The sequence below is a fragment of the Nonomuraea sp. bgisy101 genome (genome assembly GCF_057708945.1).
Window position 1 is genome coordinate 35728 of sequence record NZ_JBYITD010000010.1, and the last position, 24054, is coordinate 59781.

General features: G+C 69.5%; 20 protein-coding genes. 11 read left to right on the forward strand and 9 right to left on the reverse strand.

All coding sequences use genetic code 11. From position 1 onward, the window contains the following. Positions 1–5: 5 nt before the first annotated feature. The 3 genes from AC3EO4_RS19990 to fxsA are packed head-to-tail and all read right to left on the reverse strand — an operon-like array spanning position 6 to position 3143. On the reverse strand, positions 6–758 hold the full coding sequence (locus tag AC3EO4_RS19990) for an AAC(3) family N-acetyltransferase (RefSeq protein WP_431897030.1): 753 nt from the start codon (positions 756–758) through the stop codon (positions 6–8). Beyond that, entirely contained in the window at positions 755–2959 is a 2205-nt protein-coding gene (locus AC3EO4_RS19995) for an FxsB family cyclophane-forming radical SAM/SPASM peptide maturase (RefSeq protein ID WP_431897032.1), read from the reverse strand. The genes AC3EO4_RS19990 and AC3EO4_RS19995 overlap by 4 nt, the downstream gene beginning before the upstream one ends. A gap of 13 nt (positions 2960–2972) precedes the next feature. Further along, positions 2973–3143, reverse strand: coding sequence for an FxSxx-COOH cyclophane-containing RiPP peptide (gene fxsA / locus AC3EO4_RS20000; RefSeq protein ID WP_379580341.1), 171 nt, complete (start codon positions 3141–3143; stop codon positions 2973–2975). Between the two features lie 402 nt (positions 3144–3545). On the opposite strand from fxsA, the gene trpD reads away from it, so the two are divergent. The 3 genes from trpD (at position 3546) to AC3EO4_RS20015 (ending at position 6411) form a co-directional block, all read left to right on the forward strand. Beyond that, positions 3546–4562 carry an anthranilate phosphoribosyltransferase gene (trpD, locus tag AC3EO4_RS20005; RefSeq protein WP_431897034.1) on the forward strand — a complete coding sequence of 339 codons (1017 nt, stop codon included), beginning with the start codon at positions 3546–3548 and terminating at the stop codon, positions 4560–4562. Positions 4563–4762: 200 nt separating this feature from the next. Further along, positions 4763–5497 carry a glycosyltransferase family 2 protein gene (locus tag AC3EO4_RS20010; protein ID WP_431897036.1) on the forward strand — a complete coding sequence of 245 codons (735 nt, stop codon included), beginning with the start codon at positions 4763–4765 and terminating at the stop codon, positions 5495–5497. Beyond that, positions 5482–6411: a ketopantoate reductase family protein gene (locus AC3EO4_RS20015; RefSeq protein WP_379580344.1), complete on the forward strand. Its 930-nt coding sequence runs from the start codon at positions 5482–5484 to the stop codon at positions 6409–6411. The genes AC3EO4_RS20010 and AC3EO4_RS20015 overlap by 16 nt, the downstream gene beginning before the upstream one ends. Here the strand turns inward: AC3EO4_RS20015 and AC3EO4_RS20020 are convergent. Continuing rightward, positions 6377–6913 carry a DUF6886 family protein gene (locus AC3EO4_RS20020; protein ID WP_379580345.1) on the reverse strand — a complete coding sequence of 179 codons (537 nt, stop codon included), beginning with the start codon at positions 6911–6913 and terminating at the stop codon, positions 6377–6379. The two genes, AC3EO4_RS20015 and AC3EO4_RS20020, sit on opposite strands and share 35 nt — an antisense overlap. A 54-nt stretch (positions 6914–6967) precedes the next feature. Here AC3EO4_RS20020 and AC3EO4_RS20025 point away from each other — a divergent pair, with 54 nt between their 5' ends. Continuing rightward, complete coding sequence (locus tag AC3EO4_RS20025) at positions 6968–7366, forward strand: hypothetical protein (protein WP_379580346.1); 399 nt, start codon at positions 6968–6970, stop codon at positions 7364–7366. Here the strand turns inward: AC3EO4_RS20025 and AC3EO4_RS20030 are convergent. Next, the gene (locus AC3EO4_RS20030; protein ID WP_379580347.1) at positions 7330–7746 is read right to left on the reverse strand and encodes a hypothetical protein; all 417 of its coding nucleotides are present in this window, start codon (positions 7744–7746) and stop codon (positions 7330–7332) included. The genes AC3EO4_RS20025 and AC3EO4_RS20030 overlap by 37 nt on opposite strands. A gap of 62 nt (positions 7747–7808) precedes the next feature. Between AC3EO4_RS20030 and AC3EO4_RS20035 the strand changes: the two genes are divergently transcribed. Continuing rightward, positions 7809–9713, forward strand: a complete 1905-nt coding sequence (locus AC3EO4_RS20035) for a sensor histidine kinase (RefSeq protein ID WP_431897038.1) — start codon at positions 7809–7811, stop codon at positions 9711–9713. On the opposite strand, the gene AC3EO4_RS20040 is transcribed toward AC3EO4_RS20035, so the two are convergent. Next, on the reverse strand, positions 9686–10159 hold the full coding sequence (locus tag AC3EO4_RS20040; protein WP_379580349.1) for an NUDIX domain-containing protein: 474 nt from the start codon (positions 10157–10159) through the stop codon (positions 9686–9688). The two genes, AC3EO4_RS20035 and AC3EO4_RS20040, sit on opposite strands and share 28 nt — an antisense overlap. Before the next feature lie 119 nt (positions 10160–10278). On the opposite strand from AC3EO4_RS20040, the gene AC3EO4_RS20045 reads away from it, so the two are divergent. Continuing rightward, complete coding sequence (locus tag AC3EO4_RS20045) at positions 10279–11532, forward strand: MFS transporter (protein WP_431897041.1); 1254 nt, start codon at positions 10279–10281, stop codon at positions 11530–11532. On the opposite strand, the gene AC3EO4_RS20050 is transcribed toward AC3EO4_RS20045, so the two are convergent. After that, on the reverse strand, positions 11455–12102 hold the full coding sequence (locus AC3EO4_RS20050; protein WP_379580351.1) for an MBL fold metallo-hydrolase: 648 nt from the start codon (positions 12100–12102) through the stop codon (positions 11455–11457). The two genes, AC3EO4_RS20045 and AC3EO4_RS20050, sit on opposite strands and share 78 nt — an antisense overlap. 55 nt (positions 12103–12157) lie before the next feature. Beyond that, complete coding sequence (locus AC3EO4_RS20055) at positions 12158–12304, reverse strand: hypothetical protein (RefSeq protein ID WP_379580352.1); 147 nt, start codon at positions 12302–12304, stop codon at positions 12158–12160. Between the two features lie 273 nt (positions 12305–12577). On the opposite strand from AC3EO4_RS20055, the gene rho reads away from it, so the two are divergent. The 4 genes from rho to AC3EO4_RS20075 all read left to right on the forward strand — a co-directional run bounded on the left by rho (position 12578) and on the right by AC3EO4_RS20075 (position 18229). Next, positions 12578–13687 (forward strand): transcription termination factor Rho, encoded by a 1110-nt coding sequence (rho, locus tag AC3EO4_RS20060; RefSeq protein WP_431897044.1) that lies wholly within the window; start codon positions 12578–12580, stop codon positions 13685–13687. A 196-nt stretch (positions 13688–13883) separates the two neighbouring features. Beyond that, positions 13884–14747 (forward strand): putative RNA methyltransferase, encoded by an 864-nt coding sequence (locus AC3EO4_RS20065; RefSeq protein ID WP_431897046.1) that lies wholly within the window; start codon positions 13884–13886, stop codon positions 14745–14747. 120 nt (positions 14748–14867) lie between these two features. After that, complete coding sequence (locus AC3EO4_RS20070; RefSeq protein WP_431897047.1) at positions 14868–16643, forward strand: alpha/beta hydrolase family protein; 1776 nt, start codon at positions 14868–14870, stop codon at positions 16641–16643. Between the two features lie 83 nt (positions 16644–16726). Continuing rightward, a complete protein-coding gene (locus AC3EO4_RS20075) occupies positions 16727–18229 on the forward strand; it encodes an APC family permease (RefSeq protein WP_379580356.1) in 1503 nt (500 codons plus the stop codon). On the opposite strand, the gene AC3EO4_RS20080 is transcribed toward AC3EO4_RS20075, so the two are convergent. Next, a complete protein-coding gene (locus AC3EO4_RS20080) occupies positions 18226–19764 on the reverse strand; it encodes a PP2C family protein-serine/threonine phosphatase (protein ID WP_379580357.1) in 1539 nt (512 codons plus the stop codon). The two genes, AC3EO4_RS20075 and AC3EO4_RS20080, sit on opposite strands and share 4 nt — an antisense overlap. Positions 19765–19884: 120 nt before the next feature. Here AC3EO4_RS20080 and AC3EO4_RS20085 point away from each other — a divergent pair, with 120 nt between their 5' ends. Next, positions 19885–24051, forward strand: coding sequence for a HAMP domain-containing protein (locus AC3EO4_RS20085; RefSeq protein ID WP_431897049.1), 4167 nt, complete (start codon positions 19885–19887; stop codon positions 24049–24051). The last annotated feature ends 3 nt before the right edge of the window (positions 24052–24054 follow it).

Here is a 24054-nt window from a genome sequence, read left to right on the forward strand (position 1 = left end):
CCTTTCTATTTCACGGCAAGCCAATTCACTGCGAAATCCACCGCCGACGCAAGAGGCAGCAGACGACATTCTGCCCGTCCAATGCCGCCTTTCTGAGAGAAATCCGTTTTGTCTAGGTCGGCGCCGAGCGCCGCCAGGTGAGCGTCGCGCAGGTCGACGTCCCTGTACTCCCACCAGCCTTCCTCCACCACGCACCGGTAGGTCCTGGTCGGCGGGTCGGGGAGGCGGTACTCGGCCAGGTGCAGCGCCGTACAGGAGGTGTAGCCGACGCCCATGAGCAGGATCCACGCGTTCGCCTCGTAGAGCCTGGCCAGCGGGGAGCGTTCCCCCAGGTGACAGTCGCGGGCGTGGTCGTCCATGAGCTTGGCGGCCATGGGCCCGAGCGCGGCGAACGAGGTCTGCGGGTGCGCGCTGCGCACGGCGCCCTCGGTGGTCCTGATGTGCTCGGCGAGCCGTCCCATGCCGGTGGAAGGGGTGGTGAGGGGGTCGAAGGGCGGCATCGTGGCGCGGAAGGCGGCGATCTCCCCTGGCGACATGCCCGCGATCCGGTCCAGGTGCTCACGGGAGGTGTCGGAGTTGTGGGCGGTCTGCGTGGGCACCACGAGCGTGCCCTCCTCGCCGACGGCCTCCCGCAGCGCCGCCGCCGCCGTCGCGGGCGTGACGTCGCCGATCCTGCTCAGCGCGCTGTGGACGAGCAGGACCTGACCCGAGGCCACGCCCAACCGCCTCAGGTGGGCGGACAGCTCCTGCCTCGTCATCCGAACCTGGCGCGGTGCGCCGCCCGTTCCGCCTGCGCGCCGCGCTCGGCCTCCACGGGGACCGGCTCGTCCAGCCAGGGCAGGACGGCCGCCCTCATACCCGCCACGAACGCCGCTCCCAGCGACGTGAGCGAGCCCGCGCCGAGCAGGGTCTCGATGGCCATGGCGGTGTCCGCGCGCCAGCGGGCGAAGGCGAGCGGGTCGCGCCTCCGCCAGAAGTCGGTGACGGCCAGATGGGCGTAGGCGCCCTGCAGCAGGCCCTCCAGCGGGCGCGGGTCGTCGCGCCACGGCGCGTAGAAGAGCCTGGCGTCCCGCTCGTCGAACAGGTCGAACAGGTCGAGCACGCCGCCCAGCTTCACGTGCTGGAACTCGTGCATGAGCAGCAACGCGAGCGTCTCCGAGTCAGGGGGCAGCGTCGTGGCGATCGCGCCGAACGCGTGCCCCGCGGCCGAGCTGGTGGTACCCGCGGCCTGGTCGAGCGGGGTCAGCGTGGTCAGGCCCGCCCTGATGGCCGGCAGGTAGGCGGGATGGTCACGCGCGATCACCTGGACCGCCGCGGCGAACCGCTCCTGCCACGCCGCCGCCCGCTCCCCGTCCAGCCGCGAGGCGGGCGTCCACTGGTGGCAGTCCCTGTAGGGGTCGAGGTCCTCGAGCGCCACGTCGATGCCCATGGCCGTGAGCCGCCGCAGGGGCTCCCACGTCGCTCCCTCAGCCCAGGCCCCGCCGCGGTCGATTCGCACCATGGCGCCGCTCATGCCGGTGAGCGCGCCCAGACCGGGCAGGTAGGCGACGCCCGCGAGCACCTCGACCTCGACCTCGGCCGTGACGCCCGCCCTGACCGCGGCCGCCGCGGCGACGTTGCCGAGGTGGGCGGGGCCTGCGGTACCGGCGAGCCTCCTCACCGCCCATGCGCGCACGTACGGGTGGTCGAGCACGGCGGCCAGCGCGGCGGGGTGCTCGTCGTCGATCGCCGTCAGCAGCCGCCACGCGGGGCCTGGCCCTGCCGCCTTCGTCAGCGCCAGCCTGCGCAGGCTGACCTGGCCCGCGGCCAGCGCCGCCACGGCCTCCGCGCTGCCGTGGCCCGCGGCCAGCTCGCCGAGCTGCCCCGACGTCAGCTCGTGCGTACGGCGCAGCCGCCCCCGCACATGCGTGATCAGCTTGAGCAGGTCGGCGCAGTACACGCTCGGGTTGGCGAAGCCGCCCTCCTTGTAGCGGTGCGGGTAGAGCCCACCGCCACAGCTGTCGACGACGGGGCACCTCACGCACGCCTCGGCGAGCCCGTCGATCCCGCGCTGCCGCGCCGCGATCCCCGGGTGCCGCGCCACCTCGTCGAGGGTGTGGCCGAACACGTCGAGCCCCGTCTCCGGCGCGCCGTCGTAGGCCGCCTTCAGCGAGTCGACCTGTTCGTAGGCGCCGTCGGTCTCGATGACCACCAGATCGCTCGGCTCCAGGCCGAGCGCCTCGGTCATGCTGGGACCGCCCCGCGACGTCGACTCGATCGAGTCGAACATCCGCACGGCCATCGGCCTTCCGTCCGCGACCCACCTGTCGAACACCGCGATGAGCCAGTCGCCCGCTCCGCTCTCGGGTGGTTCGTCCCAGGTGGCGTGCTTGAGCAGGAAGTCGACCCGTGGCGGCGCCTGCTCGACCAGCGCCTCGTAGACGGCGATCGGGTCGTTGGCCACGTCGACCGTGCACAGCAGCCCCGCGTAGAGGTGCGGGCGCCCTCGCAGCAGGGCCAGCTTGCCGAGCACCCTGTCGTGGCTGCCCCTGCCGTCGGCGTAGCGCCTGTGCCGGTCGTGGGCGGCCCGGTCGCCGTCGAGCGAGACCCCCACCTTGACGCCCTTCTCCTCGAACAGGTCGAGGAAGTCGTCGTCGAGCAGCAGCCCGTTGGTGTGGACACGCAGGTCGAGACGGCACGTGCCGGTCAGCGCCGCCGCGATCGCCTCGGCGACGGCCTGCAGCCTGTCATGCCCGGCCAGCAGGGGCTCACCGCCGTGGAGCACGACCGTGACCTGGTCGAGAGCGTGGGTCTTGACGTGCTCGGCGATGCGCAGCGCGCTCCAGGCGATCGTCTCCCGCGCCATCACCTTGGGCCGTCGTCGCCAGCTCTGGTCGGCGTGCTCGTACACGTAGCAGTGGTCGCAGGCCAGGTCGCACCTGCTGTGGACCTTGAGGACGAACTGGCGGAACGGCACCATCGCCGCCCTCCCGTCAGATGGAGGAGTTGAACGCCGCCACGGAGATCCTGGGGGTATCGGGGACGACGCGGCGCAGCGTGCTCGCCAGCTCGGTGTCGCACAGGTCTTTCTCACACAGACTGCTCAGCGGGACGTCACGCACATCCACGACGCCCGAGATCACCGCTGTGGCCTCTTTGTCCATGTCTGATCCATTTCAAAAACCCTGCAGGGATTCAAGGGGAGTCTAATCCTGGCGGCGCCCGTGGCTTCTGACCGCCCGGAGCAAAACTCTCCTCGAGTGTTCTCTCACCTTCGGATACGCACCGAACCCGCCGACCGCCTCATCCCTTTCCGCAGATCAGGAGAACAGCAGCTCGGAGACGTCGGTGAACCCCGGCACCGCCGTCTCCGCCTGCACGGCGGCCCTGAAGAAGATCAGCGCGCTCGGGTCGCCCTGCACCGCCATGCCGGTAGCATGTCATGTCATGATCGCGCGTTCCTGGTGGCCCGTCTCCTAGGCGGTCCGTGCGCGATGTCCGATGACCGCCCTCGCGAGGGGGTCATCGATGGGTTGGCCTCCTCGTCCGCTCGACTGGAGGCTCACATGACGACCTGGCCCGCTCTTCTCGGCACGCTTCTCGACGGTGGATCGCTGCGCGCAGAGGACACCGCGTGGGCGATGGGACAGATCATGGCCGGCGCGGCGACCGACGCGCAGATCGCCGGACTCGCCGTCGCGCTGCGCGCCAAGGGCGAGACCGTCGAGGAGGTGTCGGGGCTGGCCTCGGCGCTGCTCGACGGCGCCACCCCGCTGGCCATCCCCTCCGACGCTGTCGATCTCGTCGGCACGGGCGGCGACCAGGCCCACACCGTGAACATCTCCACGATGGCGGCGATCGTGGCCGCGGCTGCGGGCGCGCGGGTCGTCAAGCACGGAGGAAGGGCGGCCACGTCGTCCTCGGGCGCCGCCGACGTGCTGGAGGCGCTCGGCGTCGTGATCGACCTGTCGCCTCGGGCGGCGGCCAGGGTGGCGGCCGAGGCGGGGATCACGTTCCTGTTCGCCCCGCACTACCATCCCGCGTTCCGGCTCACCACGGGTCCGAGGAAGGAGCTCGGGGTGCCGACGGTCTTCAACTTCCTCGGGCCGCTCGTCAACCCCGCCAGGCCCGCTGCCCAGGCGGTGGGGGTGTTCCATCCTCGGATGGCGCCGGTGATCGCGGGAGTGCTGGCGGCGCGGGGCTGCTCGTCGCTGGTGTTCAGGGGGGACGACGGGCTGGACGAGCTGACCACGACGGGGCCTTCCACCATCTGGGAGGTGAGGGACGGGGCGGTCACGTCGAGCCGGTTCGACCCGCTGTCACTGGGGATTCCCAGGGCGAGCGCCGACGATCTGCGGGGCGCGGACGCGGCGCACAACGCCAGGGTGGCGCGGGAGGTCCTGGAGGGGGCTCGAGGTCCGGTGCGCGACATCGTCTGCCTGAACGCCGCCGCGGCGCTGGCGGCGGCGAGCGGGGCGGGAGTGCCGGGGCTCGGGGCGGCGTACGAGCGGGCGTGCGCGGCGATCGACTCCGGAGCCGCCGCGATCGTGCTGGATCGCTGGGCGGCGGCCACCCGGCGCTGATTCCACGCATATTTCGAAGAAAAAGTCAAGGAACAGCAAGTGGATCATTACCTGTCGAGTTCTGGAACGAGCGAAAGAGACGATCTCGCAGGTCACCGGGAGCCCCAGAAATACGGATTTACAGCCGAAATGCGGTAGATCATCACCCGATTCAAGAGGATGTCAAGCGAGTTGCAGGCGAGATCGTGGACCTTGGGCACATGAACAGAGGCCCCTCCGCCGCGAGCGTCAGTGTCGTGGTTCCCGCACTGAACGAAGCTGACAACCTTCCACACGTCTTCGCGACTCTGCCCGCCTGGATCGACGAAGTGATCCTGGTCGACGGGAACTCCACCGACGACACGGTGGCGGTGGCCCAGAAGCTCCGCCCCGACCTGCGCGTGGTCACGCAGACCAGGCGCGGCAAGGGCAACGCCCTCACCGAGGGGTTCGCCGCCGCCAAGGGCGACATCATCGTCATGATCGACGCTGACGGCTCGACCGACGGTCATGAGATCGCCCTGTTCGTCAAGGCACTGATCGACGGCGCGGACTTCGCCAAGGGCTCGCGCTACGTCGAGGGCGGCGGATCGGACGACATCAGCCCGATCCGCTCCCTGGGCAACCGGGTGCTGACCTTCATCACCAACAGCCTGTACGGCACCAGCTACACCGACCTGTGCTACGGCTACAACGCCTTCTGGGCCCGGCACCTGGACGCGATGGCACTCGATTGCGACGGTTTCGAGATCGAGACGCTGATGAACGTCAGGGCCGCCAAGGCGGGCCTGGTCATCCGCGAGGTGCCCAGCCATGAGCGGTCCAGGATCCACGGGGAGAGCAACCTGCACGCCGTCCGCGACGGATGGCGCGTGCTCAAGACGATCTGGCGCGAGCGGGGAAAAGCCGTATCCGTCCTGAATGGTGACATGCTTGATCCATGCATTACGCAGTGATCGGAGCAGGGGCGGTCGGCGGAACCATCGGCGGTCGCCTTTTCCAGCACGGACACGACGTCACCTTGATCGCCAGAGGGCGACACTACGAGGCACTCCGCGAGCAGGGGCTGCGACTCGCCACCCCGGACTCCGACGAGCGGCTGAGCGTTCCCGTCGCCGACGGGCCGGTGGACGCGGACGTCCTGGTGGTGGCCACCAAGTCGCAGGACACCATCGCCGCGCTCGAGTCGTGGCCCACCGACCTGCCCGTGGTGTGCGCGCAGAACGGCGTGGCGAACGAGCGTATGGCGCTGCGGCGGTTCGAGCGGGTCTACGGCATGTGCGTCTACCTGCCCGCGCTGCACATGGAGCCGGGTGTGGTCGCCGCCTTCGGGTCACCGCTCTCCGGGCGGCTGCACATCGGACGTTATCCACAGGGTGTGGACGAACTGGCCGAGACGATGGCCGGCGACCTGTCCAAGAGCGCTTTCGACGCGCTGGCCGTACCCGATGTGATGCGCTGGAAGTACGGCAAGCTGCTCGGCAACCTCGGCAACGCGGTGGAGGCGCTCTGCGGCCGCGAGCCCGGCATCAACGAGCTGTTCGAGCAGGCCAGGGCGGAGGGCCTCGCCGTCCTCGCGGCCGCCGGCATCGAACACGCGCAGAGTGAGCCGATCCAGCTCAGAACCATCGAGGGAGTCGAGCGCGGAGGCGGCTCCTCCTGGCAGAGCCTCGCGAGGGGCAGCGGCTCGATCGAGGCCGACTACCTCAACGGCGAGATCGCCCTGCTCGGCCGCATGCACGGCGTGGCCACACCGGTCAACGAGGTGCTCCAGCGCGAGGCGGGAAGGGCCGCCCGCGAGCGACGCGGGCCCGGCTCGATGACGGTCGGCGAGCTCAGCTCGTTGATCGCCGAGCGTTCCGCAGCCTGATCCCGCTGAACTCCATCGTGCTGGCCGTGATCTGGTTCCAGAACGGCCAGAGGTTGTCCAGCACGCGCAACTGGATCCCCGCCTCCTCGTGCAGCTCGATCAGGTCGGTGACGGGCTCGGGTGGGCCGAGCGGCTCCACGGGCACCTCGGCGACCACCGCGTGCGGCGGCTCACCGATCGGGACGAAGGCGGCGGCGGGCAGGCGGTAGGCGTACAACCGCACCTCCATCATCGGTCTGAGCCAGCCGTACTCGATGGCGTGCACGCGCTCGCCGCACCCCGCGCCCACGATGCGCTCGACGTCCCACGCCCGGGTCCTGGATCCCTTCCAGGCCATGACACGAGGGCAGTGGCGCGGGAACCAGTAGTCGGGGCAGCGGTCCGCGCCCACCGCCCACACGTACGGCGTGCTCTGACGCGACGTCTTCGCGACATGGGGCACGAACCTCTTGATCGTCGGATCTTCGGAGAAGTGAAGCACCTGGCCCACGTCTGGTCGCATGACTCCATCATTCAGGGGCAGAGGGGTGCCCGTCCCTGAAGAGAGGTGAGCTCAGTGATCGTGTTGGGTCTGATCCTGGTCCTGATCGCAGCCGCGGCCATCTATCTGGTCGCGATGGAACCCGATACCACCTACACCGTTTTCGGCTACACCTTCGAACCGTCCCACCTGGAGATGTTCCTCGTGGGCGCGGCGACGGCCGGAGTCCTGCTCCTCGGCCTCTCGATGATCGGCTCGGGTTCGCGCCGGTCCGTCCTGCACCGCCGCAGGCTGCGGGAGGCGCGGGTCCAGACGAACGACCGGGTCGCCAAGCTCGAGGACGAGAAGCGGGCGCTGGAGCGGAAGCTGCACGACAACGACGACGTCGCCGCCACCGAGACGCGTACGGTCCCCCGCCAGGCGCCGCACCCCGATGATCACCTGGTGGCGGGTCCCCGCTCGGACGAGCGCTGAACCAGCTTGCCCTCGCGCCACAGCGCGAGACCGGTGACCAGGGCGCCGAGCCCCTCCCACAGCCCCACCCCGAAGAACTCGGCGGGTGCGGCGCCCGTCACCACCAGGGTGGTGAACACCGCGAACGTCACCATCCTGAACGGCACGGTCCACCGGAAGAACGGTGTCCAGTCGGAGGCCGCGGCCAGCATGTAGTAGACGCCCATGTTGACCGCGGCCATCGACGAGGCGGCCATGTAGACCTTCGTGTAGTCGCCTGGCCCGCGCGTCTCGAGCACCTGGAACCCCAACAGTCCGAGCAGATCGTCCGGCCTGATCAACCCGAAAAGCCCCAGGGCGAAGGCCAGGAGACCGAAGACGGCGATCGTCCATCCAGACATTGATCGGGGCAAGCGCACGGGAAACCTCCCAAAAGGGGTGTGATCTGCGAGACGATCTCACCATGAAAAGGCGCTTCACCCGCCCCGGTCGCCCCATCGCGCTCAAACTGCTCGTCCTGCTGTCGGTCCCGCTGATCTCCCTGGTCGGGCTGTGGGCGTTCGCGGCCGCGCTGACCGGCGGGGACGGAATGCGCCTCCTGGAGATCAACAACCTGGTGACCAACCTGGCCAACCCCTCGGAGCAGATCAACATCCAGCTCCAGCACGAGCGGCTGGCCTCGGCCGAGTTCCTCTCGTCCTCCGCGCCGTACAAGGAGCTCATCAACCAGCGCAGCAGGACCGACACCGCCGTGGCGACCTTCCGCCGGCGCGCGAGCCTGCAGGAGAACGTCTCGCCGGAGATGGCCCTCCAGCTCAAGGCGCTGAACAGCGAGCTGGACCGGATCCCCGAGCTCCGCAGAGGCGTCGACGCGCGCACGATCGACACGATCCAGGTGATCACCACCTACAGCGACATCGTGGACGCCTCCTTCCGCATGTACGACCAGATGATCCTGGTGCCCGACATGGCCCTCTACCGGCTGGCCAGGTCGGTCACCATGCTCGGCGAGGCCAAGGAGCTCCTGTCCAGGGAGCGGGCGATGATCGTGCACGTGCTCAAGGCCGGCAGGGTACGCCCCGCGGACCGGGCCCAGTTCACCGAGATGTCGGCCACGCGCCGCCTCCTCTACGCGCAGGCGCTCACCCACCTCGACCCCGACGTCTCCGGCGCCTACCACCAGCTCACCGACTCCGCCGTCTACCGCGACTTCGTCGCGATCGAGGACGCCATCCGCGGCCAGGCCACCGCCAACGGACTGCCCGCCACCGCCAGCACGTGGCTGTCGCGCGGCGACGCCCTGGCCGCGGCCGTCGAGCGCAACCAGTCCGAAGCAGTCCAGGGACTGGTCGACAGGGTCAACCCGACCGCCACGAACATCCTGATCAAGATCGGCATCGCCGGCGGCGTCGGCCTGCTCGCCGTCGTCACCTCCATCGTGCTCTCCCTGCGCTTCCGCGGCAGGCTGGTGCGCGAGCTCGCGGGCCTGCGCGACGCGGCGGCCCACTTCGCCGAGGTACGGCTGGCGGGCGTCGTCGAGCATCTGCGCAAGGGCGGGGCCAGGCCCGAGGTCGAACCCCTCGACACCGGCGCGCAGACCACCGAGGTGCGCGACATCCTCCACGCGTTCAACTCCGTCCAGTCCACGGCCGTCGAGGCGGCCGTCGACCAGGCCGAGCTGCGTGACGGCGTGCGCAAGGTCTTCGTCAGCCTGGCCAGGCGCAACCAGTCCCTGCTGCACCGCCAGCTGCTCCAGCTCGACAGCATGGAACGGCGGACGGAGAACCCGGCCACCCTCGACGACCTGTTCAAGCTCGACCACCTCACCACCCGCATGCGCAGGCACGCCGAGAGCCTCATCATCCTCTCGGACCAGACGCCAGGCCGCGGCTGGCGCAACCCCGTGCCCGTCATGGACGTGATCAGGGCGGCCGTCGCCGAGGTCGAGGAGTACGCCAGGGTGGAGGTGGCGCAGCCGCCCAGCGTGGCGGTGGCGGGCTCGGTCGTGACCGACGTCGTGCACCTGCTGGCCGAGCTGGTCGAGAACGCCACCCTGTTCTCACCGCCGCAGACCAGAGTGGACGTGCGCGCGCACAGCGTGTCCGACGGGCTGCAGATCGACATCGAGGACCGGGGGCTCGGGCTGCCCGAGGCTGAGCTGAGCCAGCTCAACGCCAGGCTGGCCGAGCCGCCCGAGTTCGACCTGGCCGAGAGCGAGAGGCTGGGGCTGTTCGTGGTGGCCAGGCTCGCGGCCAGGCGCGGGATCAAGGCACGGCTGCGGCCCTCGCCGTACGGAGGGATCACGGCGGCGGTGACGCTGCCCGCGGCCCTGCTGTCCGATCAGGCCGCGCTGACGGGAGGAAGGTAGCGGCTCCAGCCGCTGGCCCTGGCGGCGGCCGCGGCGGGCACCCGGTCGCCCGCCCAGGGTGGCAGCAGCTTCCTGGCCTCCTCCTCGGTGAAGAAGCCGTAGTCGTCGAGCTCCTCCGCCTGCAGGGAGACGGCGGTGTCGGCGGGAATAGTGCCGCAGTCGAAGAGGAAGTGGACCAGCGGGTGGGGCCGCTCGCCGAACGCTCCCACCCACTGCACGACGAGCAGGTCGCCGACGGGCAGCGTGATGCCGAGTTCCTCGACGACCTCGCGGGCGCAGGCCTGCGCGGGGTCCTCGCCCTCGTCGACGTGGCCGCCCGCGAAACCCCAGTGGTCGCGGTAGTTCGGCTTGACCAGCAGCGCCCTGCCCTGCGGGTCGGTGATGTAGGCGCCCGCGCCGGCGAGCACCTTGTTCAGCGACGCCCAGAACTCCGTGTCCACGCTCACGCTGATCAACCTACAACCCCTGCGGGGAGAGGGGCGCCGATCCAGGCCGGTGGCGCCTCCTGCGGCAAGGTGACACCCGGTGATGGGAAGATCCTACAAAAAAGATAGGATTTGTCCCCATGACAAGACGCGCGTTCATCTTCTGGTTGACGGGCGTCCTGGCCTACTTCGTCGCGGTCTTCCACCGCCAGTCCCTCGGCGTCGCCAGCCTCGAGGCCGCCGCCCGCCTCGACCTCGGCGCGTCGGGCCTGGCGACCCTCGCGATGCTCCAGCTCCTCGTCTACGCCGTCATGCAGATCCCCGTAGGCGTGCTGGTCGACAGGCTCGGCTCCAAGCGCATGCTGCTCATCGGGGCACTCGTCATGTCGTGCGGCCAGGTCGTCTTCGCCTTCGCCGACGACCTGCTGCTCGGACTGGTCGCGAGGACGCTCGTCGGCGCCGGCGACGCGATGACGTTCATCAGCGTGATCAGGCTGGTCAACCTCTCCTTCCCGGCCCGCCGCAACCCGGTCATGGTCCAGCTCACCGGCCTCATCGGCCAGTTCGGCGCGATCGCGTCCACCGTGCCGATCATCGGCTCCCTCCACACGTACGGCTGGACGCCGACCTTCCTCGGCGCCGCGGGGCTCGGCGTGCTGGCCACCGTCCTCGTCGCCGCCGTCCTGCGCGACGGGCGCCCCTCCGAGGGCCGGCCCGAGCCGGGACTGAAGGCCGCCTGGATGCAGCCAGGCACCAGGCTCGGCATGTGGACCCACGCCGCCACCCAGTGCTCGGCGGCGGCGTTCCTGCTGTTGTGGGGCTACCCGTACCTGGTGCAGGGCCAGGGCCTCGCCCCCGCCACCGCGGGCGTGCTGCTCTCGACGCTGACCGCCGTCGGCATGCTGTGCGGGCCCGTCCTCGGCTACCTGGCGGGTCGGTTCCCGCTGCGCAGGTCATGGATGGTCCTGGCCGTGACGGGCTCCACCGCGACCGCCTGGACGGCGGTGCTGCTGTGGCCGGGCGGCAGGGCGCCGCTCTGGCTGCTGGTGGTGCTGGTCGTCGTGCTCGCCACGAACGGACCCGGCTCGATGATCGGCTTCGACTACGCCAGGACGTTCAACCCCGCGGGCCGTATCGGCGCGGCCACCGGCATCGTGAACGGCGGCGGATTCCTCGCCTCGATGTCGGTGATCGCGCTGGTGGGAGTCACGATGGACCTGACCGGCGACTACCACTGGGCGATGGCCGTGCAGTACCCGGTCTGGCTGCTCGGCGTGGTGCAGGTGCTGAGGTACCGGGCCAAGGCCCGAAGGCTCCTAGCCCAGCTCGACGAAGGGCTCGGGGAAGTGAGAGGTGCCGAGCAGGCGGCCCTCCGCCCGCAGCCTGCCGACTAGGTCCAGCCGCGTCTTGGCGGCCAGGTCGGCGTCACCGTCGTAGACGTAGCGGATCGTCGGGTCGGCCAGCTGCACGGGGTGGTGCAGGACGTCGCCGATCATGGTGAAGTCGCCCACTTCGACGGACTGGTGTCCCGGCGTGTGGCCCGGTGTCAGCCGTACGACGACGCCGGGGGCGACCTCCGCGTCGCCGTCGACCACGTCCAGCAGCTCCCTGACGGGGTCGAGGACGGAAGTCGCCTCGATCTCGGCCCGCTGGACGACGTGGCGCGCGTTGGCGAACACCGGCTGGCCGTCGGCGATCGTGCCGCCGAAGTGGTCGCTGTGCAGGTGGGTGATGATCACGGTGTCGACGTCGCCGGGCGCGAGCCCCGTGGCGGCCAGCTCGCTCAGGAGCGCGCCGGGGGCGGGGGCCCAGGTGGAGGTGGGCCCGATGCCGGTGTCGACCAGGGTCACGTGACCCTGGCGGTCCCGCAGGAGGAAGCAGTGGAAGTGGAGGATCCACTCGCCCTCGTCGGCCTCCGCCCCGAGAAAGGTCTCGAGGAACGGCAGGCGGAGCGAGGGGCCCATCGGACCGATGGCATCACACAGTGGGGTGATCTCGACATCGGCCACGATTCTTGACTTATGCGGCATCCGACAAAACTAGCTGGGGAACGTACTCGTTCTCCAGGTCGGCGGCGAACACGGCGCGACGGCAGTGCGCGCAGCGGTACATGATGGGGCCCTCGTCGAGGGTCGTGTGGCACGTAGGGCACAGGGTCTTCTGCATGACATCCCCCTTGAAGTTCGTGACTCCATGAGAGCCTCCGACGATTGCAGAAGCCCTGCAGGCCGCTTGACAGATTGTGCTCCCGGAGATGGAGACCGCGTGGGGAAAGCGGAATAGAAATCTTGCGGTTCGCGTTTCACGTGGTATCTTGCGAATCAGCGTTGAGCGTCTACGGCTCCGCTGACTTCCATGAAGGGCCCGTGCTGAGGGCCCGCACCTCTTTTTCTTCACTCACCGCCTGTTCCCCAGGCGTGCCCTCGAGGAGGGTTCATCATGTCTGTCCAGACCATCCCCCACCCCCGCACGACCGCACCCGCCCGGCAGGTCACCGGCCTGCTGGAGGTGCGCGACAAGAGCGCGTTCCTGCGCCCCTCCGGCTACCGGCACAGCCCCGACGACGTACGGCTGCCGCTGGACCGGGTCAAGCAGCTCGGCCTGCGAAGCGGCGACCACGTCACCGCCACCGTCGCAGGCGCCAAGCTGGTCTCCGTCGAGCAGGTGAACGGCCGCGCCAACTGGCGCGACCGGCCCCACTTCGCCGACCTGACCCCCATCCACCCCCGCGAGCGCCTGTCCATCGAGACGGAGTCGCTGACCACCAGGGTCGTCGACCTGGTCGCGCCCATCGGCAAGGGACAGCGCGGCCTGATCGTCGCCCCGCCCAAGGCGGGCAAGACCATGGTCCTGCAGGCGCTGGCCGCCGCCATCTCACGCAACCACCCCGACGTGCACCTCATGGTCGTCCTGGTCGGCGAGCGTCCCGAAGAGGTCACCGAGATGCGCCAGACCATCGCGGGCGAGGTCGCCGCCTCCACCTTCGACCGGCCCGACAAGGAGCACGCCGCGGTCGCCGAGCTGGCGCTCGAACGCGCCAAACGCCTCGTCGAGCAGGGACACGACGTCGTCCTGCTGCTCGACTCGCTCACCAGGCTCGGCCGCGCCTACAACAACCTCGCGCCCGCCGGCGGGCGCATCCTGTCGGGCGGCATCGACGCCGGAGCCATCTACCCGCCCAAGCGCTTCTTCGGCGCCGCCCGCAACGTCCAGGACGGCGGTTCGCTCACCATCCTCGCCACCGCGCTCGTCGAGACGGGCTCCCGCATGGACGACTCGTTCTTCGAGGAGTTCAAGGGGACGGGGAACATGGAGCTGCGTCTCAGCCGCTCCCTGGCAGAGCGCCGGCTGTTCCCCGCCGTCGACCTCGACGCGTCCAGCACCCGTCGTGAGGAGATCCTCCTCCACCCCGACGAGCAGCAGGTCGCGTGGCGGCTGCGCCGCATGCTCGGCGGGCTCGACAAGCAGCAGGGCATGGAGCTGCTGGTCGGCAGGCTCCGCGAGACCCCGTCCAACGCCGCCTTCCTCACTCTCGCCGAGACGGCGTGACCGGTCCGGCACTCCGGTTCTCCACCCCCTTCCTCAGGTTCCCCACCTTCTTCCGCAAAGGCCGCCAGGCCTCCTCGAAGGTCTCCAAGCTTCCCCGAAGGCCTCCAGGTTTCCCCGAAGGTCTCCAGGCTTCCCCGAAGGTCTCCGGCGAGCGACGCGTGCCGTACCGGGTGCAGAGGAGCGCCATGATGGGGGGATGTTGGCTGACATCGTCGAACACCTCCGCTGCCCGGTCTGCCGCGACGGGCTGAGGCTCGAAGCGGGGGGCGTGCGCTGCGGGCAGGGGCACGTGTTCGACGTGGCCCGGCAGGGTTACGTGAGCCTGCTGACCGGGTCGCAGGCGCCGGGGACCGCTGACAGCCCCGCGATGGTGGCGGCCAGGGCGGACTTCCTGGCGGCGGGACACTACGCGCCGCTGGCCGGCGCGCTCGCCGAGACGGCCGGCGCCGTGATCCCCGCGAGCGCGGAGAGCCCCGTCGTGGCGGACGCGGGGGCGGGGACGGGGTACTACGTGAGCGCGGTGCTCGACGCGGTACCGGGCGCCACCGGCATGGCCTTCGACATCTCCAAGCACGCGGTGAAGCGCGCGGCGAAGGCGCACGACCGCGTGGGAGCGTTCGTGGCGGACGTGTGGAAACCGCTGCCGGTCAAGGACGGCGTCGCCGACGTGGTGATGAACGTGTTCGCGCCGCGCAACGGCGCCGAGTTCGCCAGAATCATGCGACCGGGCGGCAACCTCATCGTGGTCACTCCGGCAGGCGACCATCTGAGCCCGCTGGTGCGAGAGTTGGGCCTGCTGTCGGTGGACGAGGCGAAGGAGCACCGGGTCGCGGAGAGTCTGAGAGGCTTCACGGAGACGGACAGGCGGGAGGTGAGGTTCGAGATGGCGCTGTCGCGGGACGATGTGGCCTTGGTGGTGGGTATGGGGCCGAGCGCGTGGCACAAGGACCAGAGCCACCTCACCGACCAAATCCGGAAATTTCCGGAATGGACTCCAGCAATTGCCAGTTTTCGCCTGTCTATCTTCCGAGCGGCCCCCCAATCAAGGTCCATTCCTTGACGGGCATCCGGTACTGATGTTACTGATGGGGCATTTAGTCCGAAATTCCCTCACATTCCTCAGGTATTTCATCGACCCAGACGCAATACTGGACGGCAACTGAGGAGGGGGAGGCGGCGGATGAAGGCGGAGGAACGCTGGCAGGCCAGGTTCCGGGCGCCCAGCATGACGCTGCCCGTCTGGGCGCGCCAGGCCCCGAACCGCTCCCTGTACCGCTCGAACGCCTCGGGCGTATGGGAGATCTACGCGTGGGACCGCACGACCGGCCTCACCCGCCAGGTCACCAATCAGGCGCAGGGCACCGACCATGCCGCCCTCGACCCCACCGGACACTGGATCTACTGGTTCGCCACCACCGAGGGCGACGCCGTCGGCGTCTGGATGCGCCAGCGCTTCGCCGGCGGTACCGACGAGGAGGTCGCCCCCGACCTGCCGCCCAGCGAGCCGGGCGGCATCGCGCTGTCCGTCACCGGCCTCGCCGTCGTCAGCCTGGCCCGCGCCGGCACGTTCACCACCCATCTCGTACGGCCCGGCGAATCCAGCCGCCTGCTCTACGAGCATTCCGAGGCCGCATGGGTCACCGACATGTCGCTCGACGGCGAGTTCGTCGCCATCAACCACAGCGAGCACGGCGACTTCCGGCACCCCGCGCTCCGCGTGCTCAAGCAGTGCGGCGAGAGCGTCGGCGAACTGCACGACGGCCCAGGCAAGGGCGTGATCGGCCTGCGCTTCGGACCCATCCCTGGCGACCGCCGCCTGCTCACCCTGCACGAACGCCGCCAGCGCCACGAGCCACTGGTCTGGGACCCGCAGACCGGCGAGCAGCGCGAGATCTGGCTCAAGGACGCGGGCGAGCTGACCGCCGAATGGTACGACGACGGCAGAGCCCTGCTGATCATCAGGGAGAACCGCGCCCGCACCTTCCTCCATCGCTACGACCTCGGCGGCGGTGGCCTCACGCTGATCGACACGCCCCACGGCGTCATCGAGGAGGCCAGGCCCCGCCCTGGCGGCCACGTGGAGTACTCGTGGTCGAGCGCGTCGCGCCCGCCGGTCATCAGGTCGAGCAGCGGCCATGTCGTGATGAACGCGATCGGCCCCGCCGCCCCGACGAGCGTCCCCGTGGAGGACATCGACGTCCCCGGCCCGGGCGGGCGCATCCACGCCCTGGTCTCCAGGCCGGAGACGGGCTCGGCACCGTTCCCCGCCGTCTTCCTCCTGCACAGCGGCCCTCACCTGCACGACTCCGACGCCTTCTCCCCCGAGGTCGCCGCGTGGGTCGACGCCGGCTTCGCGGTCGTGCGCGTCAACTACCGCGGCTCGACGGGGTACGGCTCGGCCTGGCGCGACGCGCTGCACGGCGAGGTCGGCCATCTCGAGCTGGCCGACGTGGCGGCGGTCAGGGAATGGGTGGTGGCCCAGGGTGTCGTCGACCAGGACAGGACGGTGCTGGCGGGCACCTCGTGGGGCGGCTACCTCACGCTGCTCGGTCTCGGCGTCCAGCCCAAGCTGTGGGCGGCCGGCATCGCCGCGGCTCCCATCGCCTGCCACGTCACCGCCTACGAGGACCACGTGGAGGGCCTGCGCGCCCACCAGCGCTCCCTGCTCGGCGGCTCTCCGGACGAGCAGCCCGACCGTTATCGCGACAGCTCGCCGATCACCTACGTCGAGCAGGTCGAGCGGCCGCTGCTCATCCTCGCGGGGGTCAACGACTCCCGCTCACCGCTGCGGCAGCTCGAGTCGTACGTGAGCCGCCTGGCCGAGCTGGGCCACGAGCACGAGGTCCGCTACTACGACGCGGGCCGCGGCGCCCTGGTCGTCGCCGAACGCATCGATCAGATGTCGATCATGCTGAATTTCATGCGTAAGCATGGGATCACGACTGACATAGCGTAATAGGTTGGCCGAACTCCCGGCTTGAATGTCAGCCTCGGCCACTGTCACCATCGCGCCACTCCCCAGCCGAAGGGCGCGAATCTGTGAGCACCACTACCGAAACCGCCGGCGTCAGCCGCCTGAAGAAGGACGCCGTCGGGCTTGTCGGCGTCATCTTCATGGCCGTGGCGACCGCGGCACCCATCACCGCCATGACCGGCAACGTCCCCATCGTCGTCGGGTTCGGCAACGGCCTGGGCGTCCCCGCCGGCTACCTGTTCGCCACCGCCGTCCTCACGATCTTCTCGGTGGGCTACACGGCGATGTCGAAGCACATCACGGCGGCCGGAGCCTTCTACGGCTACATCTCGCACGGACTCGGCCAGATCGTCGGCATGGTCTCCGGGCTGCTCGCCACCATGGCCTACGTCGTCTTCGAGGCCTCCATCATCGGCTTCTTCGCCTACTCGGCCAACGACACGTTCAAGTCGCTGGCGGGGGTGGACATCCACTGGCTGTGGTTCGCCTTCCTCGGCCTGGCGCTGAACCTGATCCTCACCTACTTCGACATCAACCTGACGGCCAAGGTCCTTGGCGTCTTCCTCATCACCGAGATCTTCATGCTCGGCCTGGTCGCGGTCGCCACGCTCCTCAACGGCGGCGGGCCCAACGGCCTCATGGCCTCCACGCTCAACCCCGCCAACGCCTTCCAGACCACCGGCCTGCAGGCGGGCGCGGTCGGCCTGGGCCTGTTCATGTGCTTCTGGTCGTGGGTCGGCTTCGAGTCGACCGCGATGTACGGCGAGGAGTCCCGCGAGCCCAAGAAGATCATCCCGATCGCGACGCTCGTCTCGGTGGTCGGCATCGGCCTGTTCTACACGTTCGTCTCCTGGATGACGGTCGCGGCCAACGGCGTGAAGGCGCCGGAGATCGCCGCCAAGGAGTTCGCCGGGATCTTCTTCAACCCCACCGAGCAGCTGCTCGGCTCCTGGGCCGTCGGCCTGTTCAAGATCCTCATCCTGACCGGGTCGTTCGCCTGCTCGATGGCCTTCCACAACTGCGCCGCGCGCTACCTCTACGCGCTCGGCAGGGAGAACCTGATCCCCGGCACGGGCCGCACCCTCGGCGCGACCCACCCGACGCACGGATCGCCGCACATCGCGGGGTTCGTGCAGAGCGCCATCTCGGTGGTGCTGGTCCTGGCCTTCTTCTTCGCGGGAATGGACCCGTACATCCACATCTACACGCTGCTGGCCGTCCTGGGCACGCTGGCGATCCTCATCGTGCAGACGCTGTGCTCGTTCTCGGTGATCGGCTACTTCCACGTCAGGAAGAAGCACCCCGAGACGGCCGGCGTGTGGCGGACACTGATCGCCCCGCTGGTGGGCGGGCTCGCCATGGCGTACGTGGTGCTGTTGCTGTTCCAGAACCAGGAGGCGGCCGCGGGCGACGCGTCCAAGAGCGCGTTCTTCACCGCGATCCCGTGGATCGTGCTGGGCCTGGCCGTGCTCGGGGCCGCGACCGCCCTCTACCTGAAGGCGCGCAACCCCGAGAAGTACGAGGTCATCGGCAGGATCGTGCTGGAGGACACGGTCGAGCGCGACTAGCGGGCGCGCAGGACGAGGATCGCCAGGTCGTCCGCGCTCGGTTCGGGCGCGAAGTCGGCCGCTCCTCTGCGGATGCGCTCGGCGACGGCCCTGGCCGACAGGCCCGCGCACTCGGCCAGCAGCTTGGCCAGGCCGCCGTCGTCGTCGAGCAGCCGCCCGCCGCTGCGCCGCTCGGTGACGCCGTCGGTCACCGCCAGCAGCACGTCGCCGTGGTCGAGGTGGATGGTGTCCGCCTCGAACACCACCTCGGGGAAGACGCCGAGCAGCGACTGCGGGGTGGTGACGGGCTCGACGACGCCGCTCGGCTTGAGCCGCAGCGCCTCGGGGTGCCCGGCGGAGACCAGCCGCACTTCCAGTCCGCCGCTCTCGAGGGGGGTGATGTCGCCGTGGAGCAGCGTCAGGAACCTGGCGCGCTCGCCCTCCTCGAGGATGGCCTGGTTGAGCCGGCCGAGGACGGCGGCCACGCCGTACCCCTCCCTGGCGAGCAGGCGCAGGGTGTGGCGGGCCAGGCCCGTGACCGCGGCGGCCTCGGGGCCCGTGCCGCAGACGTCGCCGATCGCGAACCGCCACGACTCGTCGCCGGCCTTGAACAGGTCGTAGAAGTCGCCGCCGACCTCGTTGGCCTCACCCGCAGGCTCGTAGACGACGCCGTAGTCGAGCCCCGGCACCTCCGGCTCGTTCGGCGGCAGCAGGCTGCGCTGCAAGGCCCTGTTGGCGGCGGCCTGCTGGGCGTACAGGCGGGCGTTGTCCATGGCGAGCGCGGCGCGCCGCGCGATGTCCTCGGAGAACTGGATGCTCTCGTCGGTGAACCGGTCGGGGCGGCCCAGGCACATCGCGCCCAGCGAGCGCCCGCGCGCGATCAGCGGTACCGCCAGCACCTGGGAGTCGGCCAGTTGCAGGCTCGCCGCGGTGCTGTCGGGCACGTTGAGCTCCGTCAGCTGCTCGCGCAGCCCGTCGATGCGCGCCTCGTCGGCGTGCCACAGGTAGGCCAGTCTGCGCGGCCCCGACCCCGTGTCGGAGGTGTAGACGGCGCACCACGCCGACAGCCTCGGCACGACGATCTGCGCGATGATCGCCGGCACCATGTCGGGGTCGAGCGTGCCCGCCAGCAGGTCGCTGGCGTCGGCGAGGAAGCCGAGCCAGTGCGGGCCCCTGGAGGTCTCCTCCGCCCATTCGGCTGCCACCCGGTCCGCCGAGCCAGGTAGCGTGAGCCTTGCCCAATGGACACGGGAATCGCCCGCGAAGGTGATCCCCCATTCCTCGACATCCACGGAGGGGCCCTTCGGGTCCCCGTTGGGAGCGGTCCGCTGCCTGAACTCCACCTGTACGGCGTCGCCGTAGTGCTTCCAGACGATCTCGAACGGAGCCTCGGCGACCTGCGCGGCCAGCTCTTCCGCGAGCTGTTCCGCCGCAGGCAGCACCGTTGAGGCGGCCCACGCGGTCATCACCTCACGGGTGAACCTTCTCGCGGAGGGGACGGCGGTCTCGCCTGGCGCGAACGTGGCCGCCAGCACCGCGCGGGAAGAAGCTGTCATCGTTCCGTGCCTACCACACTTCCCATTGACTTGGGGTAAATCCAAGGACAGGACTACGAGCTACTCATCGTGACAGACTTGCATCACTCACGGCGGCACCCCGGGAGTGGAGGAGACCCTATGACGACGGCCAAGACCGCGCCTGCTGCGGAAGAGAGGACGTACTCAGAGTCCGACCTCGTCCCCGTTCTCGAGACACTTTTCGCATGGCGCGACGGCGACTTCCGGCGCCGGGTTCCCTACGCACCGCCGGGGATACTGAGCGAGATCAGGCTGTTGCTGAACGAAGTGGCCGACCGCAGGGAGCACCTCAGCAACGAGCTGTCGCGGGTGCGCAAGGAAGTGGTCAAGGAGGGGCGCTTCGGCGAGCGCCTGACGCCCGGCCCGGGTGTGGGGTCGTGGGCGGAGAGCGTCGAGTCCGTCAACGCCCTCATCGACGCGCTGGTCAGCCCCGTGACGGGTGCGGCCGACGTCATCGACGCCGTCGCCAAGGGTGATCTGACCCGCAGGATCGATCTCGACCGCTCGGCCAGGGGCGAGGTCAGGCGGCTCGGCAAGGCCATCAACGGCATGGTCGAGCAGCTCTCGCTGTTCAACAGTGAAGTGACGAGGGTCGCCCGTGAGGCGGGCACCGAGGGCAGGCTGGGCGGCGCCGCCAACGTCAAGGGCATGTCGGGCAGCTGGCGCGACCTGACCGAGGCCGTCAACACCATGTCCTCTCGCGTCTCCGCGCAGGTGCGTGACATCGCCGAGGTGACGACCGCCGTGGCGAAGGGCGACCTGAGCCGCAAGGTGACGGTCGACGCGGTCGGCGAGATGTTCGAGCTGAAGAACACCGTCAACACGATGGTGGACCAGCTGTCGGCCTTCGCCGAGGAGGTCACCCGCGTCGCCCGCGAAGTCGGCACCGAGGGACAGCTGGGCGGCCAGGCGCAGGTGAGCGGCGTGTCGGGAGTGTGGAAGGACCTCACCGACAACGTCAACTTCATGGCCAACAACCTGACCAACCAGGTGCGCCAGATCGCCGCCGTCTCCACCGCCGTCGCCCAGGGCAACCTCACCAAGAAGATCACCGTCGACGCCCAGGGCGAGATCCTCCAGCTCAAGGACACCCTCAACACGATGGTGGACCAGCTGTCCTCGTTCGCCGACGAGGTCACCCGCGTCGCCCGCGAGGTCGGCACGGAAGGCAAGCTGGGTGGCCGTGCCGAGGTGAAGGGCGTGTCGGGCGTCTGGAAGGACCTCACCGACAACGTCAACTCGATGGCCAACAACCTGACCTACCAGGTGCGCAACATCGCCCAGGTCACCACCGCCGTCGCCAACGGCGACCTCACCCGCAAGATCGACGTCGACGCCCAGGGCGAGATCCTCGAGCTCAAGTCGACGATGAACACGATGGTGGACCAGCTGTCGTCCTTCGCCTCCGAGGTCACCCGTGTCGCCCGCGAGGTCGGCACCGAAGGACAGCTCGGCGGCCAGGCCCAGGTGCGCGGCGTGTCGGGCGTCTGGAAGGACCTCACCGACAACGTCAACTTCATGGCCAACAACCTGACCAACCAGGTGCGCCAGATCGCCGCCGTCTCCACCGCCGTCGCCCAGGGCAACCTCACCAAGAAGATCACCGTCGACGCCCAGGGCGAGATCCTCCAGCTCAAGGACACCCTCAACACGATGGTGGACCAGCTGTCCTCGTTCGCCGACGAGGTCACCCGTGTCGCCCGCGAGGTCGGCACCGAAGGACAGCTCGGCGGCCAGGCCAGGGTGCAGGGCGTGTCGGGCGTCTGGAAGGACCTCACCGACAACGTCAACTTCATGGCCAACAACCTGACCTACCAGGTGCGCAACATCGCCGAGGTCACGACGTCCGTCGCCAACGGCGACCTGACCCGCAAGATCGACGTCGACGCCCAGGGCGAGATCCTGGCGCTGAAGACCACCATCAACAAGATGGTCGACCAGCTGTCCTCCTTCGCCGACGAGGTCACCCGCGTCGCCCGCGAGGTCGGCACCCAAGGACAGCTCGGCGGCCAGGCGCGGGTCGAAGGCCTCGAAGGCACGTGGAAGCGCCTGACCGAGAGCGTCAACGAGCTGGCCGGCAACCTCACCACACAGGTCCGCGCCATCGCCACCGTGACGAGCGCCGTCGCACAGGGCGACCTGACCCGGTCGATCGCCGTGGAGGCGCAGGGCGAGCTGGCAGAGCTCAAGGACAACGTCAACTTCATGGTGGCCAACCTGCGCGAGACCACGCAGGCCAACCAGGAGCAGGACTGGCTGAAGTCCAACCTGGCCCGCATCTCGCGCCTCATGCAGGGCCACCGCGACCTCATGGAGGTCGCCAAGCTGATCATGAGCGAGCTGACGCCGCTCGTCTCCGCCCGCTACGGCGCCTTCTACGGCGTCGACACCAGCGGCGAGGAGCACGACCTCATCCTCATCGGCGGCTACGGCGTACGGCCCGACCGCTCGCCGCGCCAGCGCTTCGCCTCGGGAGAGGGCATCGTCGGCCAGGCCGCGATCGAGGGCAGGCCGATCGTCCTCGACGACGTGCCCGCCGGGTTCATCACCATCGACAGCGGGCTCAGTCAGTCCACCCCCGCCCAGATCGTGGTGCTGCCGATCCTGTTCGAGAGCCGCGTGCTCGGCGTGCTGGAGCTGGCCTCCTTCACCAAGTTCGGCGAGGTGCACCTCGACTTCCTGACCCAGCTCGTCGAGACCATCGGTGTGACGATGAACACCATCATCGCCAACTCCCGCACCGAGGACCTGCTGAAGGAGTCGCAGCGCCTGACCCGCGAGCTGCAGGAACGCTCGGACGAGCTCCAGCGCCAGCAGGAGGAGCTGCGCCGGTCCAACTCCGAGCTGGAGGAGAAGGCGGGGCTGCTGGCCAAGCAGAACCGCGCCATCGAGATCCAGAACTTCCAGATCGAGCAGGCCCGCCGGACGCTGGAGGAGCGCGCCGAGCAGCTCGCCGTCTCCTCGCGCTACAAGTCCGAGTTCCTCGCGAACATGTCGCACGAGCTGCGCACCCCGCTCAACAGCCTGCTCGTGCTGGCCAAGCTGCTGACCGAGAACGCCGAGGGCAACCTCACCTCCCAGCAGGTCGAGTTCGCCCGCACGATCCACGGCGCGGGCTCGGCGCTGCTGCAGCTGATCAACGACATGCTCGACCTGTCCAAGGTCGAGGCGGGGCGCATGGACATCCATCCCGCCCAGCTGTCGCTGCCCAAGCTGGTCGACTACGTCGAGGCCGCCTTCGCCCCGCTCGCCCAGGACAAGGGCCTCGCGTTCATCATCGAGGTCGATCCCCGGGTGCCGCAGGAGCTGCGCACCGACGAGCAACGCCTGCAGCAGGTGCTGCGCAACCTGCTGTCCAACGCGGTCAAGTTCACCCCGAAGGGCGAGGTACGGCTGCGCGTCGTGCCCGCCCCGCACGAGGTCGACTACGACGACGACACGCTGCGCTCGGCCAACGACCTGATCGCCTTCCAGGTGGTCGACACCGGCATCGGCATCGCGCCCGACAAACTGGAGATCATCTTCGAGGCGTTCCGCCAGGCCGACGGCACCACCAGCCGCAAGTACGGCGGCACGGGCCTCGGCCTGTCGATCTGCCGCGAGATCGCCAGGCTCCTCGGCGGCGAGATCCACGTCGACAGCGAGCTGGGCTCGGGCAGCACGTTCACCCTCTACATGCCGACCGACTACGCGGGCCCGCTGGTCGCCCGTGACGGAGGGGCCGCCCGCAGGCAGGTGCTGACCATGCAGGTCGAGCAGCAGAGCCCGATGGTCGTGCCCGAGCCGCCCATGCCGCTCGACCTGCCGCTGCCCGAGGTGGTCCAGTCGTCCAACGGGAACCAGTGGCAGGGCGACGACCCGCTCAACGGCGCCAAGATCCTCATCGTCGACGACGACATCCGCAACGTGTTCGCGTTGACCAGCGTGCTGGAGCGGCACGGCTCCACGGTCGTCTACGCGGAGAACGGGCGCGAGGGCATCGAGCAACTCGAACGCAACGAGGACGTGGCCCTCGTCCTCATGGACATCATGATGCCGGAGATGGACGGTTGGGCAACGACGTCGGCCATCCGCCGCATGCCGCAGTTCGCCGATCTGCCGATCATCGCGCTGACCGCCAAGGTCATGCGGGGCGACCGGGAGAAGAGCATCGCCTCAGGCGCCTCGGACTACGTGCCCAAGCCGGTCGACGTCGACCAGCTGCTCGAACGGCTGCGTGGCTGGCTCAGCCGCGGGCGGGTGTCCGACTCGGCGGAAGAGGCGTAACAC

Coding starts and splice junctions, on each gene's coding strand:
- AC3EO4_RS19990 (WP_431897030.1), bottom strand. CDS start 758: ATGACGAGGCAGGAGCTGTCCGCCCACCTGAGGCGGTTGGGCGTGGCC.
- AC3EO4_RS19995 (WP_431897032.1), bottom strand. CDS start 2,959: ATGGTGCCGTTCCGCCAGTTCGTCCTCAAGGTCCACAGCAGGTGCGAC.
- fxsA (WP_379580341.1), bottom strand. CDS start 3,143: ATGGACAAAGAGGCCACAGCGGTGATCTCGGGCGTCGTGGATGTGCGT.
- trpD (WP_431897034.1), top strand. CDS start 3,546: ATGACGACCTGGCCCGCTCTTCTCGGCACGCTTCTCGACGGTGGATCG.
- AC3EO4_RS20010 (WP_431897036.1), top strand. CDS start 4,763: ATGAACAGAGGCCCCTCCGCCGCGAGCGTCAGTGTCGTGGTTCCCGCA.
- AC3EO4_RS20015 (WP_379580344.1), top strand. CDS start 5,482: ATGCATTACGCAGTGATCGGAGCAGGGGCGGTCGGCGGAACCATCGGC.
- AC3EO4_RS20020 (WP_379580345.1), bottom strand. CDS start 6,913: ATGCGACCAGACGTGGGCCAGGTGCTTCACTTCTCCGAAGATCCGACG.
- AC3EO4_RS20030 (WP_379580347.1), bottom strand. CDS start 7,746: ATGTCTGGATGGACGATCGCCGTCTTCGGTCTCCTGGCCTTCGCCCTG.
- AC3EO4_RS20035 (WP_431897038.1), top strand. CDS start 7,809: ATGAAAAGGCGCTTCACCCGCCCCGGTCGCCCCATCGCGCTCAAACTG.
- AC3EO4_RS20045 (WP_431897041.1), top strand. CDS start 10,279: ATGACAAGACGCGCGTTCATCTTCTGGTTGACGGGCGTCCTGGCCTAC.
- AC3EO4_RS20050 (WP_379580351.1), bottom strand. CDS start 12,102: ATGGGCCCCTCGCTCCGCCTGCCGTTCCTCGAGACCTTTCTCGGGGCG.
- AC3EO4_RS20055 (WP_379580352.1), bottom strand. CDS start 12,304: ATGCAGAAGACCCTGTGCCCTACGTGCCACACGACCCTCGACGAGGGC.
- rho (WP_431897044.1), top strand. CDS start 12,578: ATGTCTGTCCAGACCATCCCCCACCCCCGCACGACCGCACCCGCCCGG.
- AC3EO4_RS20065 (WP_431897046.1), top strand. CDS start 13,884: ATGTTGGCTGACATCGTCGAACACCTCCGCTGCCCGGTCTGCCGCGAC.
- AC3EO4_RS20070 (WP_431897047.1), top strand. CDS start 14,868: ATGAAGGCGGAGGAACGCTGGCAGGCCAGGTTCCGGGCGCCCAGCATG.
- AC3EO4_RS20080 (WP_379580357.1), bottom strand. CDS start 19,764: ATGACAGCTTCTTCCCGCGCGGTGCTGGCGGCCACGTTCGCGCCAGGC.
- AC3EO4_RS20085 (WP_431897049.1), top strand. CDS start 19,885: ATGACGACGGCCAAGACCGCGCCTGCTGCGGAAGAGAGGACGTACTCA.